The organism is Aromatoleum anaerobium, assembly GCF_012910705.2.
Taxonomy (GTDB): domain Bacteria; phylum Pseudomonadota; class Gammaproteobacteria; order Burkholderiales; family Rhodocyclaceae; genus Aromatoleum; species Aromatoleum anaerobium.
Genome location: NZ_WTVG02000037.1, coordinates 274593 through 287925 on the forward strand (window position 1 = coordinate 274593; position 13333 = coordinate 287925).

Here is a 13333-nt window from a genome sequence, read left to right on the forward strand (position 1 = left end):
TCGCTAAGCGCATGATCGTAAACGGTTTACCTGTATCGGTTATGCATTTTAGGTGCGATTGCCCTGCGGCGTGATCCAGGTCGCGATAGCCGTTCTTGCACACCAGCCGATGCAGGGCCTCCATCGCCAGATTGCGATGGACCGCCACCGCTGCCTCGATATTCTCGAAATACAGCTGCAATGTTCGATCGCCGTAGGTTTCCAGTTCGCAGCCGAGATAGATTCCGAAATTCCGGCCGTCGCCGGTTTCATCCATGCTGCGGCAACAGCGTCGATAAAGGGCGGGATAGCGACGTTGCAACTCTTCCTGCCAATTGCTTTCCACCGTGACGATGATGCCGATGAGCGGGCTGCTTGATAGCGGCGGAATCAAGTCGTCCATGCGCGCGTATTTTTCCGCAAGCAGGTTGCGGCCAACCGCCTCGGCCTGTTCCAGGTCGGCAAGATAAGAGGCGAGCATCGGTTGCGTCCACGTTTCAAATAGGCTGGAACGGATCGTCTTGAAGTTGTCGGGAGCGCTCTGACAGGGGGCATGCCGTGCGCTCCTGACGCGGACGAACATCTGCCATTCGGCTTCCAGCACCTGGTCGAGCAAGAATGTACTCACTTCTGCGGCGTCCTCGATTCGCGCATTTCGCTGACGATCAATTCGCCAAACAGCTTGGGCAATTGCTCGGTCTTGTCGACGAACTTCACGAGACTGCCGTATTCGTCGCGTAGCGATTGCTTGGAGGACAGACTGCAACTGATGCCCAGCGTGAGCAGGCTGACACCGTTGCCCTTGCAGTACTTGATGGCATCCGCCACGCCGCACCCCCAATTGGAGGCTCCGTCGGTGATGTGGACCAGCAGCGTTTTTTTCCCCGGTATACGGGTATTCAAGGCCGTGGCGATAATGGCCTCGCCGGAAGCCGTCCTCCCGTGGGGCAGCACCGTCAGCATGCGGCCACCACGATAGATTTCCGTGATGCGGCAGGCGTTCCTGACCTCGTTGTAGGCGAACAGTCGCGCGTTGCTCGTGTATTCCAGGATCGCCGTGAACAGCGTCTGGTAGATCATCTCCGCCTGGTCCCACTGAGTCGGATCCGCCATCGACCCGGTCGCGTCCACGAGCAGCACGACATTCTTTCGCATGTCGAACTCGTGCTTCTTTTGTTGGAACACGGCACCGGTCGTGTGGGCGCGGTAAAGCCGCCGACTATGAATTTTCCCCGAACTGAGGCCGCGGTTGAAAACACTCCGGCGGTCGGTGGCGTTCCGCACCACTTGCTGCAGCTGGTGCAAAAGGTGCCGATCGACGCGGTTGCGCGCCATCATGACGATGTCGTTACCCTCGACTCGCGCGACATTCTCGAAGTTTGCGACGTTGCCCTTGATCTGATCGGTGAAATCCCGGTTCTTCTGCGGCAGCGAAGCTTCGATCAGGTTGGCGTAATTGACGATGGTTGCCTTGACCGCCGCCTGCTCCGCCTCTTCCTGGGCCAGTTCATCATCCTCGCCCATGTCGGGCATCATGAACCGATCGCTGCGGTCGCCCGGCCAGAACCGGATGTGCCCGAGCACTTCGCGCCAAAGCTTTGCGTAGAGATCAAGGCGGAAATCACAGCGATCGCTGACGCTCGAGAGCGCCGGACAGTCGTGGCGCAGGGCCGGCACGATGCTGTTCATGATCTGCATCGGCTTGCTGTAATACTGATCCAGGCTGCCGCGCATGACGAGGCCACCCAGCGTGAGGTCGCTGTGGCCCTGTTTGTAGAGTTCCGGATCGCGGTGGGCCGCCAAGCGCCACCACAAGTGCAGCATCTCGGACAGGGTGGGCGGCTTGATCAGGCTCTTCAGCGTCTTGACGATACGCCAGTCGCGTGCCACCTCGGCGTAGTAGCCGAGCACGCTCCTGTTGGCGAGGCCGTCGACATAGACGGCCTCGCAGACATTGAAGAACATGTCGAACTTGTATCCGTACTGCGTCGGCGGCTGGACGCGCAGCCTGAACATTTCGCGCAGCCGTTCGGACCACTCGACGCGTTTGTACGCTTCCTGCACCATGATGCCGACCATCAGATCGGTCTTTCCCGCCGGCACCGGATACGTGCCCATGATCGGTGTCGGATCGAGGGCGAGCGCATTGTCGAGTTCCATTCCCGACCAGACGATTTCACCGACATTGCGGCCGATGAAAGTCGACAGTTTGCGAATGGCGACCAAAAGCTTCACCAACTCGACGGATTCGATCGGCGACTTGTCGCGACGCCAGAAGTCCGAATAACCCTCCTCGCCGGGAATGACGAAACGCTTGACGTCCCCCGTGCCGTTCATTAGCCGAAGTGTGGTGTCGTAGGTCATGGCAATGGAAGACCTTAGGCAGCGATGTATTGAACGTACTCTGTCTTGCTTTTTTCCACCTTCCCCAGATTGACGTGCAGGGACAGCAAAACCGATTCGAGCGTCTTCTTGTCTGTCTGGAGGCTCGTCACGATGGCTTCGCGCAGCGTTCCGCCGGCGGCGATCATCTCGCCGAGCATCAGGATCTTGCGGGTTGAAACGTCGACGCCGAGGTCGGGATTGGCGCGAATGCTGTTCGCCACCGCGATGATTTCCCTCGCCTGCTCATTCGTCACGCCGGTCTTCTTTTCCAGTACCTCGACTTCCACTTCGTTCGGCAGGAAATCCATCGTCGTGACATAGAAGCGGTCGCGCAGGGCGGGGTCGAGAAGCTCGGTGCCGACGAATTCGGCGCCTTCGTTGAGCGTCGCGAAGAAAACAACGCCCGGCGCGACCTGCAGCAGTCCCAGTTCGTCCATCCATACCTGACGATCGTCGGAGAGGATGGAGAACAACATGTTCAACGCCTTCGGATGTTCGGGGCGATTAATCTCCTCGAGATGGATGACGCAGTTGGGTGTCTGGATGGCCTGCGGGAAGAGGAACTGCTTGTAGCGGGTCTCCCCGTTCTCCAGTGCGTATTCGCCAAACAACTGTCCCGGCTCGGACAGGATGCCGATCTGGAAGGTCGCCAGCGGCAGCCTGTTGACGGCGGCGTATTGCCGCACCAGCGAGGATTTCCCGCAGCCCTGTTTCCCGACCACCAGGACATTGACGGGATGCTTCCGGGATATCTTGGCAAATTTATCGAGAAAGCTCTGATTTTCCGTACTTACGTAGTAGTAAGGGTCGACTTCCGGGACGAACAGGCCATTTGCGCTAGGAGAAATTTTCATGGTGTTTTGTTACAGCCATCAAGAGGTGAACAACGTCGGTCCGATGTTCAGACGTGGTCGCGGAAGCTCAGTTTTCCTTCCTCGTGCCGGGAGCAGGTCGTGTTCTCGACGTCCCTCAGCCAACGTTTCCAGACGCCCCCCATCGCGTGACGGTTGGCGGTGCATTGCCCGCGGTGCGGATCGGTGGGATCGGGGGTTTGCCACTTGCAACTCCGGCACGGCCTCGCGGTGCCGACCTCGACATGCGGCTGGTTTTGCAAGCTCTTTTCTGCTTCCATGTTGTAGCTCTCCATATCGTCTCGTATAACCATAAACAGAGGGGAGCAGGACGCCGCCCCCCTCTTTAGCGGATTTTCTTGGCTATGTCACCGTTAGCTGTGGAACCCTCCCGTGGCGGTCGGGCTCTTACCTCTGAGAGCGAAACCGCGCGGGGTGCCCCATGAAAGCTCATGAATTTGAACGGTGGATCGAGCAGCTGCGGGCGTTGACCCGGCGGCAGCGCGAACAGGTGAAAGCGTTGCTGGCAAAAGACGATGACGGGGCGCGGTGCAGCACGCTGATCGAATCCCGCCTGGGTGGGGACGGGGGCTGTCCCCACTGTGGGGCGAAGAGTTTGTATCGGCACGGCCTCGCGGGCGGGCTGCAACGTTACCGGTGCAGAAGTTGCCACAAGACGTTCAACGCTCTCACCGGCACGCCATTGGCGAGGTTGCGTAAAAGGGAGAAATGGTTGGCTTACGGCCAGGCGATGCTCGATTCGCTGACGGTGCGCAAAGCGGCAGCGGTGCTTGGCGTGCACCGGAACACGACTTTTCGTTGGCGCCATCGCTTCCTCACGTGGGCGAAGAACGACCGCCCGGCACATCTGCAAGGTATTACCGAAGCGGACGAAACGTATCTCCTCGAGTCGGACAAAGGCAGTCGCCGACTGGCTCGCAAGCCGCGCAAACGCGGCGGCGCTGCAACCCAGCGCGGCCTCTCCAACGAGCAGGTCTGCGTTCTCGTCGCCCGCGATCGCACGGGGCAGACCCTCGATTTCGTCACCGGCAAGGGGCAGATCACCAAGGCTCAACTCAAGACGGTTCTGCCGCCCGTTCTTGATCCGGATGCGCTGTTGGTGAGTGACGGGAATCCGACCTATCGCTACTTCGCGCTCGATACCGGACTCTCCCATGAGGCGGTCAATTTGAGCGCCGGCATCCGGGTCCGGGGCGCCTACCACGTCCAGAACGTCAATGCTTACCACAGCCGTCTCCACGCCTGGCTCGGCATCTTCCATGGTGTCGCCACAAAGTACCTCCCAAACTACTTGGGCTGGCGCCGCGCCTTGGATGCTCAGCGTATTCGCTCCCCGGATACCCTGCTGGCAGCCGCATTGGGGCAATTTCAACAGCGAACGGTGACATAGCCATTTTCTTAGATCTCGACGTTCAGGAACTCGAGATCGGACGCGCTGAAGTCCTGTTCCTGGCGGGCGATGATGGTGTTCTGCCCGTAGGTTGGAATGTCGACGAACCGGGCGCTGTAGCCGGAAACGCGAACGATGAGGTCATGGTGCTTCTCGGGTTCGCGCTGCGCGGCACGCATTTCGTCCGTGCTGACGACATTGAACTGAACATGGTCGATATTCAGGTCGTGCCAAGTCTTCATGTACGAGTTCCAGATTTCGAAACCGTGCCTGGAGCGCATGATCGGCACCGACAAGCGCTGGTTCAGCAGATTGCCCTTCTGGTTCTTCTGCACCTTGGACACTGAGCGCAACACGGCTGTCGGGCCCTTCTTGTCAGTGCCCATGTAGGGCGAAATGCCACCGTCGTCTGCCGCCTCGCCACCGAAACGGCCGTCGGGCGTGGGGCCCGTGCGCGAGCCCACTTCCATGTACAGTCCGACGGCCTGACCGGTCGGCATGACCGGACCTCCGGAGTAGTTGGTGATCTTGCGCATTTCGCCGCCGATAATCTCCTCGTAGAAGCGGGTGATGATGCCGTCGGCGTAATCGTCGTCGTTGCCCCACTTCGGCGCCCGCTTGAAGTCGACGCGCATTTCCTCGAAGCCTTCCCAGTTCGCCTTCAATGCCTGGCTGAGAGGCTGTGAAAAATCCCCGGCCAGTTATATGCCTTTGGTATAATTAGGTCTTGCTACGAGGTCTGGATTTGCGCCGATGACGAAGACGCGAGCACGGGTGCTGCTGCCCAACCGGGGGCAGATGGAGTTTCGGGCGAGTGACCTGGAGTCACTGCTGCCGGAGGGGCATCGGGCGCGCCTGGTGTGGGCGTACGTCGAGCGGCAAGACCTGTCACGGTTCTACGCCGGGATTCGTGCGGTCGATGGCGGGGTGGGCCGCTCGGCAATCGCGCCGGAGATTTTGCTGGCGCTGTGGTTGTACGCCACGCTCGACGGGGTGGGCAGCGCGCGGGCGGTGTCACGGCTGATCGAATCGCATGACGCCTACCGCTGGTTGTGCGGCGGGGTTCAGGTCAATCACCACACCCTTTCGGACTTTCGCAAGGATCAGGGCGAAGGGCTGGACGAGTTGTTGAGTGTGAGCATCGCCAGCCTGATGGCGGCCGGGGTAGTCAAGCTCAAACAGGTGGCGCAGGACGGGATGCGTGTGCGCGCCAGCGCCGGGGCGGGCTCGTTTCGCCGCAAGGAGAAGCTCGAAGGCTACCTGGAGGCGGCGCGTGCCGAAGTCGCGCGGCTCAAAGCCGAGGTGGAGGCGGACCCGGCGCAGGCCGAACGGGCGCGGGAAGCGGCCCGGCTACGGGCGGCGAAAGAGCGTGAAGCGCGTCTTGAGAAAGCGCTGGCGCGGCTGCCCGAGATCGAAGCGATCAAGCAGCGGCAAGGCAAAAACCCCGACCAGGCGCGCGCGTCGATGACCGATGCCGAAGCGACGGTGATGAAGATGGGCGACGGCGGCTTTCGGCCGGCGTACAACCCGCAACTGGCGAGCGACGCCGACTCGCTGGTGATCGTGGGGGTCGAGGTGGCCACCGTCGGCAGCGACCAAGGGCAGATGGTGCCGATGATCGAGCAGGTCACCGCGCGCTGCGGTCGGCTGCCCGAAGCCTGGCTGGTCGATGGCGGCTACGTCGGACACGAGCAGATCGAGCAGGCGAGCCAAAGCACCGTCGTCTATGGGCCGGTGCCGCAACCCAAGAACAAGGCGGTCGATCCTCACCAGGCGAAGGCCGGCGACAGCGAAGCGGTGGCGGCCTGGCGGCAACGGATGGGCACGGACGAGGCGAAGGTCATTTACAAGCGGCGAGCGGCAACGGCCGAATGCGTCAATGCGCACAGCCGCAACCGCGGCCTGCAGCAGTTCCGGGTGCGGGGTCTGGCGAAGGTCAAGTGTGTGATGCTGATCTTTGCTTTGGCGCACAACCTGATGCGCATGGTCAGCCTCGCACCGGAATTGCTCGGGGTAGGGATAGGTGCGTCTGCCGTTCCCGGAATCGGGGTTTAAGGGGCGAAAAATGGGGAAAAACGTCAAATGAACCGTCGATAGCAGCACAAACGGTGCAAAAACCCTATCGCGCCCAGCAAAACGGCGTTAACCCCGCTCGCGCGTCTAATCGGTCCTGCGAACGAAAGATTCACAAACTCTGAGTTGTTCGAGGGTGTACTTCTTCTCCTCGAACACCAGCTTCTTGATGGCCACGAGGGAGTTCGCCGCGACGATCGTCGTAATCGGGTTGTGCCAGCCGTTGGGTTGCTCGGACAGGGCGCAGGCGTCCATACCGAGTTCCATGCAGCCGTCGTCGATTGCGGACACGAAGGGCATCTGCAGGAAGCGTTGCTCGAAGTAGCGGGACACGTCCTTGGTGCTGATACATAGGTTGATCGCGTACTGGTACTGCTCGCGGAAGGCCTCCCAAACGTCCTCGAAGGTCTTCAACGACGCGAGATCACCGGTCTTCGGGCCCAGCTGCATGTCGGCGTAGGACCAGTCGTAGCCGCCGTCAAGCGTGATTTCCAGCAGCTTGGCCGGGAAGATCGAGCCGCCGCCTTCCGAACGGGTCTTTTGCGTCTTGCGGCGGCCGTGGATGCCGGGCGACATGCACAGCACGTTGACCCAGTTGTGGGCTTCCTCGTCGGTGGCGCCGTTGCCGTTGAGGCTGAACTTGGCGTATTCCTTCATCTGCTCCGTGCCAATCTCGTCGTGCTTGATGGACGGATAGCCGAGACCGTCGCGGATGCACTCGAAAACCCAGCGCAGCGTCTTTTCACGGTTCTTTTTGGAATAGCGGAAGACGATCGACGGCTCGGCCGTGCGGATCCGCTTGGCCGCCTCGAGGATGGCATCGGTCATGTCGTTGCAGGCGTCCTCGCCCTTGGCGTTCGTGCCGCCGACGGTGAGGATGAACAGATCGTTTGAACCCGGGAAGATTTCGCGATAGGCGCGCGACTTGCCGGCGCCGTGCTCGGAAATCTTCAAACGTTCCATCTCGACGAGTTCCACCGCGTCCATGTGGCTCATCGGCTGGAATTTTTTGTCGATGACGGAGGCCTTGTAGTACGGCCACAGCAGGGTGTCTTCCTTCTGGGCGTAGCCGCTCGCGTAGCGCTCGATGGCGTGGCAGATCAGGAATGTGAAGAACTTCGCCTGCATCGCATCCTTGAGGCCCTTGCAGGGTTCGGCGGGAATGCGATGGCAGATGTCGGCGATTTCGAGCAGCTCGGCCTGACGCTTCGGATCGGTTTCGAAGTTCTCGGCGACGATCTTGCACAGACGGGCCTGACGGCGCGACCAGCTGATGACCGCCTTGCAGGCGATGACCATCGCCTTCCAGTTGTCGATCTTGGCGATGTTGTCCAGGCCCTTGGTGCCGTCCCAGGGGAAGGTGGACATATCGGCCTGGGCTTCGGCGATATGCTTCTCGGCGAGCTTGATGCGCGCTAGCAGCCCGTCTTCCAGGACGGTTTCGTAGGGTGGCACAATGCTGTTGTAACCGGAAGCGAAGGAGGGCGCCTCCATACTGCTGACCTGGTACATGCGGCCGAGATCCGCCGGGTCGAAGTAGGGCTGGCACTTGCTTTGCAGGCTGTGCGGCTTCCAGTACTCGTTGATCGCCGCCGCCTCGTCGGCCGGCTGTGGCGAGTAGTCGCTCCTCAGGTAGTCCTGAACCGCCATGTGGGACAGTTCTGGATACAGCGGGAACATGTTGGGATCTTCGGCATGGTAGCCGACGATGAATTCGTCCTCTTGAAGCACCAGGGTCGACTTGTTCAGCACGTTCGCCAAGCCGAGCGCGCGACGGATGGCTTCCGGCTGACCCACGCTGGCCTTGTGCGCTTCGGTCAGATAGCGCATGCGCTCGATGCCGGCCGTGACGCTCTTTTCGATGAACTCGCCGGCGGATGCATGCTTCCAGCGGCAACGCTCCTTCAGACGCTTGGTTCTCGCGGTCGAAGGCTTCTGCAGATGCTCGTGCAACTCGTCGGACGGAATTTTCGCTTCCGCCGGATCTTCCGGCGTGAAATTGAGCGTCTTCCCCTTATATTCCAACACCTTGGCGCTTACTAGTTCGTTCATGACTGTCTCCTCTAGCTTTATGTTTATCGCTTCGCGTGAAAGGCTTCGCATCGCGTGCTGTTCTCGAATATGGGCTTGGAGAGCCAGTACTTGCCTTTTTCATCTTCCTTTTCCCGCACGCAATCAGCCTTGCCGGCTTCGTAGTCATCAGCGCCCTTGGGGACAGGAAAGAAGTTTGCGCACTGCTTACATGTGGTGGTTTCCATAGATGAGTCTCCTTTGATTTATGTAATACACCCAGTCCCGGCATCGCGAGTAATCTCGTGTCTGTCCGTCGTGATGCCAACCAAGCCGCCGATCGTCACGCTCTTGATGCCCGCGAGCTTCAAACCTTTAACCAGTGGCACTACCTTCTCGGGCGGGTTCTCTTCCACCCCCAAGTATTGGTATTCCTTTTCCCTGCCCAGGGAGCGATATTTGCCTTCTCCATAGACGTGGTAATTGAGAATATCGACACCCTCCAGCTGCATGGCGTGGCGACTCAAATAACTGATGTAGTTGTCGAAATCCTGGGGGGAATCGTTGAATCCAGGGATCACGGGAATATGGATGCGGATATTGGCCTTGGATTGCATGAGATGCTCGATGTTGTCGAGTATTGGCTGCAGTGGCCAACCAACGACTTCTTCGTGTTTCTTTGGATTCAGCGACTTCAGGTCGACGATGAAAAGATCGACAAATTCCAGCAGCGGCTGAATAGCCCCCCAGTTCTTGGGAAAACAGGAAGTCTCGATAGCGACGTGGACGTTGCGCTCCTTGATTCTGCGCACCAGTTCCAATGTGAATGCGGGATGGTAGAGAGGATCGCCACCGCTGATGGTGACGCCGCCACCGCTATTGCGGTAGAAGGGGGAGTCGGACAACGCTTCGCGCAGGATGTCCTCGACGCTCATGCGCTGGCCGACGATCGACCTCGCCTCGGTCAGACAGGCGGCGACACAGCGCATGCAGCGTTGACAGTCCGTCCGGTCGAGCTCGACTCTCATGCGGCCATCCGACTGACGCACCAGGCGCGATGTTCCGGCCGGACAGACTGCGATGCATCTGCCGCAGCCGACGCAGCGGGCGGGGTCATAATAGAACTCCTGCCGCGCATCCTGGGTCTCCGGGTTGTGACACCACGGACAGTGCAGCGGGCAGCCTTTCAGGAAGATCGTCGTCCTGATCCCCGGCCCGTCCTGCAGGCTGAACCTCTGTATTTCGGTAACAAGAGGAATTCTCACGACAGCCCCTGCGTTTATTGCGAAGGTTGTTGATCCGCGTGCATCGGAGGAATCCGGTTCCGGAGCACCCGGGCCTAACGTCGATGTGGTGTATTTAAGCATCGGCTCTCGGTGCGACCAATTGGTGCGAACACTTAAGGAGAGGAGGGATTGCCCTTAATGCGGCCGGCGCGCGGTGCGCGCACAATCGTGGCAGCGTCGGGCCGCGGAACGGGAGCGATATCCCGCGGCTGTCGATGCGCCGGTTGCGCCGGTTCGAGCACTATCGTACTGTGGAAGTGGCAGACTGTACGAAGACTGACTGTTTGGTCGACAGAACGTACGGGGCGGCCGCAAGGAGGCGATGCGCATGATGGATTACGCGTTCGATGTGGAGCAGGAGGACGAGCAGGACGAGGATGCCTCGGTCGGCTACGAGGCGATCTTTCGCAACACGCCCGTAGCAATCTGCCATTTGCGAAACCGCATAATCAGACGCTGCAACACGCGATACGAGGAATTGTTCGGCTACGGGCGCGGTGAGCTCGACAAGCAGTCGGTGCGGGTGCACTACCCCAGCGACGACTCGTTTGCAACGATCGGCGAGAAATACGGCCACTTCTTCGAGCGGCACCATACTTTCAAGGACGAGCGGCCATTCGTCCGCAAGGATGGAACGCTGATCTGGTGCATCGTCAGCGGCACGCTGCTCGATCCGACCGAGCCGAAGCTCGGCAGCATCTGGGTGGTGCAGGACATATCGGAACATATACGGCTCGAAGAGGAGCTGAAGGCCGACGTCGAAAAGCTCGAAATTCTGGTGCAGCAGCGGACCGTGGAGCTGAGCCGGCACGTGGCGAGCCTCAAGCAGGAGGTCGTCACGCGCAAGCGCGCCGAGGAGGCCGCCAACGAGAATCGCGAGAAATACCAGAAGCTCTTTCACATGCTGCCGATCGGGATCTCGATTACCGACGCGCATGGCGACATTCTCGAGGCCAATTGCCAATTCGCCGAAATGGTCGGCTCGCGGCGGATTCAACCGGAGAGCTGGCGCAAGCTGCCGCTGCGATTCTTCCTGCACGACGAGACGGAAATCCCCCGCCACCAACTGCCCTGGCAAATCCGCGACTGTCAGAAGGATTCCATCAACAACATCGAAATCGGCATGCGCGACGAGAAGGGTCGCAAGCTGCGCTGGCTCAGCGTCAGTTCATCCCTCCTCGAGCGCAAGCACAAGCAGTTCGTCGTCGCGGCCTTTACCGACATCACCTACCGCAAGCGAATCGAAGAGCTGGAACGGCTGCGCCATGCGGAGCTGACCCGGCTCGGCCGGATCAACTCGATGGCTGAAATGGCAGCCGCCCTCGCGCACCAGATGGGGCAGCCGCTGGTGTCCGCCGTCAATTACCTGAACGGCTGCCGGCTTCGGCTCGAGCGCGTCGAAGGGGTGGAGGAGATCACCGAGTCCGTTGGCCTGGCGCTCAAGTATCTCGAGCAGGCCGGCGAGATCCTGCGTCACGTCAAGGAGTTTGTCTGCAAGCACAAGCCGGACAAGGAGCCGGAAGACATCAACGAAGTGATCAAGGACGCGCTTTCGTTTCTCAATTTCGAAGTCCGCCGTCACGACGTCGAGGTCGATCTCCGTCTGCTGCCGAATCCGCCCCTGGTCCCGCTGTGCAAGGTCGAGATCCAGCAGGTACTGTTCAACTTGATGAAGAACGGCATGGAGGCCATGACGACGCTGCCCGCCGAGGCGCGGAAGCTGGTCATCGGCAGCGAAATCGTCGGCGAGGGCAGGGCGGTGAAGGTGTTCGTCCAGGACCACGGGACGGGGCTCGAGAGACGGTCCGCGAAGCGTGTCTTCGAACCCTACTTTTCGACCAAGCCGGACGGGATGGGCATAGGGTTGACCATTTGCCGGTCGATCGTCGAATCGCACGGCGGGCAGCTTTCTTTTTCCAGAATCGGCAAGGGCGGGTCGCGCTTTCAATTTACCTTGCCGATGTAGGAAGGGGTCTGGCGCAGGCAGGGAGGCCGAAGAGCCTTCGGGGCGCGGGTAATGAACAAAGGAGGAGTCGATGCAGGTGGAAGATACTTCGCCGACCGTGTTCGTCGTTGACGACGAGGAGTCGGTCCGGCATTCCCTGAACTGGTTGCTCAGTTCGGTTGCACTCGATGTGAAAATGTATGACTCGGCGCAAGCATTTCTCGACGCCGATATTTCCTGTTCCTATGGCTGTCTGATTCTTGATGTCCGGATGCAGGCGCTGAGCGGTTTGCAACTTCAGGAGGCGCTTTGCGCGCGGGGTTTCAGCCTGCCGATCATTTTTCTTTCTGCGTACGGTGATGCGCAGATCGGGGCGCAAGCGATCAAGAAAGGTGCCATCGACTTTCTGCAGAAACCTTACCGCAATCAGGATCTGCTCGATGCCGTCAATGCGGCGCTGACGCTGAGCAAGGAGGCGATGGGCAAGCAGAGCGAGAAGCTCAAGTATCGCGACTGTCTCGAAAGCCTCTCACAGAGAGAGAAGGAAATTCTCGATCTGGTTGTCGGGGGGAACAGCAGCAAGGAAATTGCAAGAGTTCTGGGGATCAGCCATAAGACCGTGGAGGCGCATCGAAGTCGGCTGATGAGCAAGCTCGGGGTTAAATCATTGGGTGAGTTGATTCAACTGGCGATGCTCACGAGCAGCCATTGCCGCGACTGTAGATGGCTTTCCCGCCCTGGCAAGTAAGCTTTCGGAATCGGAGTTCCACTTCACTCCGGCTATTCCGGCCATCCTTGCGGGGTCAGTTTCGCTTCAAGTCGCGATAGAAGTTCTCGTGCGGCCCAACAGCTTCGAGATAGACCAGGCGCACCTGGTCAGCGACGGTATAGCCGAGAAGGTAGAGCTGGCCCTGGCTGCGGAACTTCACGACCCGCAAGTCCGCAAGGTCGCCCTTCTTGCGTTCCCCGCCGTTCGGGTCGGCGGCCACCCCTGCCACGGCTTGGTCGACGTCGGCCGCGACGTTGTCGTGGAGCTTCTTGTACTGGCGACCAAACCGGCGGGTCTGGACGACTCCGTAATCACTCACTGCTGCCGGCTTCGTGGCACGAACGGGGTGGCGTCCTCGCGGGGCTCCGCCATCGAGACCAAGGCCTCGGCGACAAAGCTGACCGGCAAGTCGGGGTTGTCCAGGGCAGCCCGGCCGACTTTCGCCCAGAACTCGATCTGGCCGGCAATGGTGCGATGCTCGGCGGCGGCATCAGCCTTCGCCTGGTTGTAGAGGGTCTGGTCAATTCGAATCGAGGTGGTGGTGGGGGTGGACATGGCAGGCTCTTGCTGCAATTGTGGTAAATCAATCGTAGCTTAGGCCAGCCCCCAAGTCGATCTGGTTAT

12 protein-coding genes and 2 pseudogenes are annotated in these 13333 nt (G+C 60.1%); 4 read left to right on the top strand and 10 right to left on the bottom strand.

What is annotated here, in order from left to right; all coding sequences use genetic code 11:
- Positions 1 to 79 precede the first annotated feature (79 nt).
- The 4 genes and pseudogenes from GO606_RS07285 to GO606_RS07300 form a co-directional block, all read right to left on the bottom strand.
- Positions 80 to 607: pseudogene (locus GO606_RS07285) on the bottom strand (DUF4125 family protein); the annotation flags it as partial.
- Positions 604 to 2343, bottom strand: a complete 1740-nt coding sequence (locus GO606_RS07290) for a vWA domain-containing protein (protein WP_246979430.1) — start codon at positions 2341 to 2343, stop codon at positions 604 to 606. The pseudogene GO606_RS07285 and the gene GO606_RS07290, both read right to left, overlap by 4 nt.
- 14 nt (positions 2344 to 2357) lie before the next feature.
- Entirely contained in the window at positions 2358 to 3218 is an 861-nt protein-coding gene (locus GO606_RS07295) for an AAA family ATPase (protein ID WP_169120768.1), read from the bottom strand.
- Between the two features lie 47 nt (positions 3219 to 3265).
- The gene (locus GO606_RS07300) at positions 3266 to 3511 is read right to left on the bottom strand and encodes a benzylsuccinate synthase beta subunit family protein (RefSeq protein WP_425532193.1); all 246 of its coding nucleotides are present in this window, start codon (positions 3509 to 3511) and stop codon (positions 3266 to 3268) included.
- A 146-nt stretch (positions 3512 to 3657) separates the two neighbouring features.
- Here GO606_RS07300 and GO606_RS07305 point away from each other — a divergent pair, with 146 nt between their 5' ends.
- Positions 3658 to 4626, top strand: coding sequence for an IS1595 family transposase (locus GO606_RS07305; RefSeq protein ID WP_246979431.1), 969 nt, complete (start codon positions 3658 to 3660; stop codon positions 4624 to 4626).
- An 8-nt stretch (positions 4627 to 4634) separates the two neighbouring features.
- Here GO606_RS07305 and bssA read toward each other — a convergent pair.
- Positions 4635 to 5303, bottom strand: a pseudogene (gene bssA, locus GO606_RS07310) (benzylsuccinate synthase subunit alpha); the annotation flags it as partial.
- 76 nt (positions 5304 to 5379) lie between these two features.
- Here bssA and GO606_RS07315 point away from each other — a divergent pair.
- On the top strand, positions 5380 to 6681 hold the full coding sequence (locus tag GO606_RS07315) for an IS1182 family transposase (protein WP_246979209.1): 1302 nt from the start codon (positions 5380 to 5382) through the stop codon (positions 6679 to 6681).
- 105 nt (positions 6682 to 6786) lie between these two features.
- On the opposite strand, the gene GO606_RS07320 is transcribed toward GO606_RS07315, so the two are convergent.
- Genes GO606_RS07320 through bssD form a run of 3 tightly spaced genes read right to left on the bottom strand, consistent with a single transcriptional unit; the run spans position 6787 to position 10076 of the window.
- Positions 6787 to 8751, bottom strand: coding sequence for a pyruvate formate lyase family protein (locus GO606_RS07320; protein WP_246979433.1), 1965 nt, complete (start codon positions 8749 to 8751; stop codon positions 6787 to 6789).
- Between the two features lie 23 nt (positions 8752 to 8774).
- Positions 8775 to 8957, bottom strand: a complete 183-nt coding sequence (locus GO606_RS07325; RefSeq protein ID WP_169119530.1) for a benzylsuccinate synthase gamma subunit family protein — start codon at positions 8955 to 8957, stop codon at positions 8775 to 8777.
- Between the two features lie 18 nt (positions 8958 to 8975).
- Positions 8976 to 10076 (bottom strand): [benzylsuccinate synthase]-activating enzyme, encoded by a 1101-nt coding sequence (gene bssD, locus GO606_RS07330; protein WP_211166732.1) that lies wholly within the window; start codon positions 10074 to 10076, stop codon positions 8976 to 8978.
- Between the two features lie 247 nt (positions 10077 to 10323).
- On the opposite strand from bssD, the gene GO606_RS07335 reads away from it, so the two are divergent.
- Positions 10324 to 11961 (top strand): PAS domain-containing sensor histidine kinase, encoded by a 1638-nt coding sequence (locus GO606_RS07335; protein ID WP_169119529.1) that lies wholly within the window; start codon positions 10324 to 10326, stop codon positions 11959 to 11961.
- Positions 11962 to 12031: 70 nt separating this feature from the next.
- On the top strand, positions 12032 to 12688 hold the full coding sequence (locus GO606_RS07340; protein WP_169119528.1) for a response regulator transcription factor: 657 nt from the start codon (positions 12032 to 12034) through the stop codon (positions 12686 to 12688).
- A 55-nt stretch (positions 12689 to 12743) separates the two neighbouring features.
- Here GO606_RS07340 and GO606_RS07345 read toward each other — a convergent pair whose 3' ends face one another.
- Both GO606_RS07345 and GO606_RS07350 read right to left on the bottom strand, forming a co-directional pair.
- Positions 12744 to 13028, bottom strand: a complete 285-nt coding sequence (locus tag GO606_RS07345) for a type II toxin-antitoxin system RelE/ParE family toxin (RefSeq protein ID WP_169119527.1) — start codon at positions 13026 to 13028, stop codon at positions 12744 to 12746.
- Positions 13025 to 13264, bottom strand: coding sequence for a ParD-like family protein (locus GO606_RS07350; protein ID WP_169119526.1), 240 nt, complete (start codon positions 13262 to 13264; stop codon positions 13025 to 13027). Before GO606_RS07350 ends, GO606_RS07345 begins: the two co-directional genes overlap by 4 nt.
- Positions 13265 to 13333: the final 69 nt, after the last annotated feature.

Coding starts and splice junctions, on each gene's coding strand:
- GO606_RS07335 (WP_169119529.1), top strand. CDS start 10,324: ATGATGGATTACGCGTTCGATGTGGAGCAGGAGGACGAGCAGGACGAG.
- GO606_RS07325 (WP_169119530.1), bottom strand. CDS start 8,957: ATGGAAACCACCACATGTAAGCAGTGCGCAAACTTCTTTCCTGTCCCC.
- GO606_RS07350 (WP_169119526.1), bottom strand. CDS start 13,264: ATGTCCACCCCCACCACCACCTCGATTCGAATTGACCAGACCCTCTAC.
- GO606_RS07290 (WP_246979430.1), bottom strand. CDS start 2,343: ATGACCTACGACACCACACTTCGGCTAATGAACGGCACGGGGGACGTC.
- GO606_RS07320 (WP_246979433.1), bottom strand. CDS start 8,751: ATGAACGAACTAGTAAGCGCCAAGGTGTTGGAATATAAGGGGAAGACG.
- GO606_RS07295 (WP_169120768.1), bottom strand. CDS start 3,218: ATGAAAATTTCTCCTAGCGCAAATGGCCTGTTCGTCCCGGAAGTCGAC.
- GO606_RS07315 (WP_246979209.1), top strand. CDS start 5,380: ATGACGAAGACGCGAGCACGGGTGCTGCTGCCCAACCGGGGGCAGATG.
- GO606_RS07340 (WP_169119528.1), top strand. CDS start 12,032: ATGCAGGTGGAAGATACTTCGCCGACCGTGTTCGTCGTTGACGACGAG.
- GO606_RS07305 (WP_246979431.1), top strand. CDS start 3,658: ATGAAAGCTCATGAATTTGAACGGTGGATCGAGCAGCTGCGGGCGTTG.
- GO606_RS07300 (WP_425532193.1), bottom strand. CDS start 3,511: ATGGAGAGCTACAACATGGAAGCAGAAAAGAGCTTGCAAAACCAGCCG.
- bssD (WP_211166732.1), bottom strand. CDS start 10,076: ATGCTTAAATACACCACATCGACGTTAGGCCCGGGTGCTCCGGAACCG.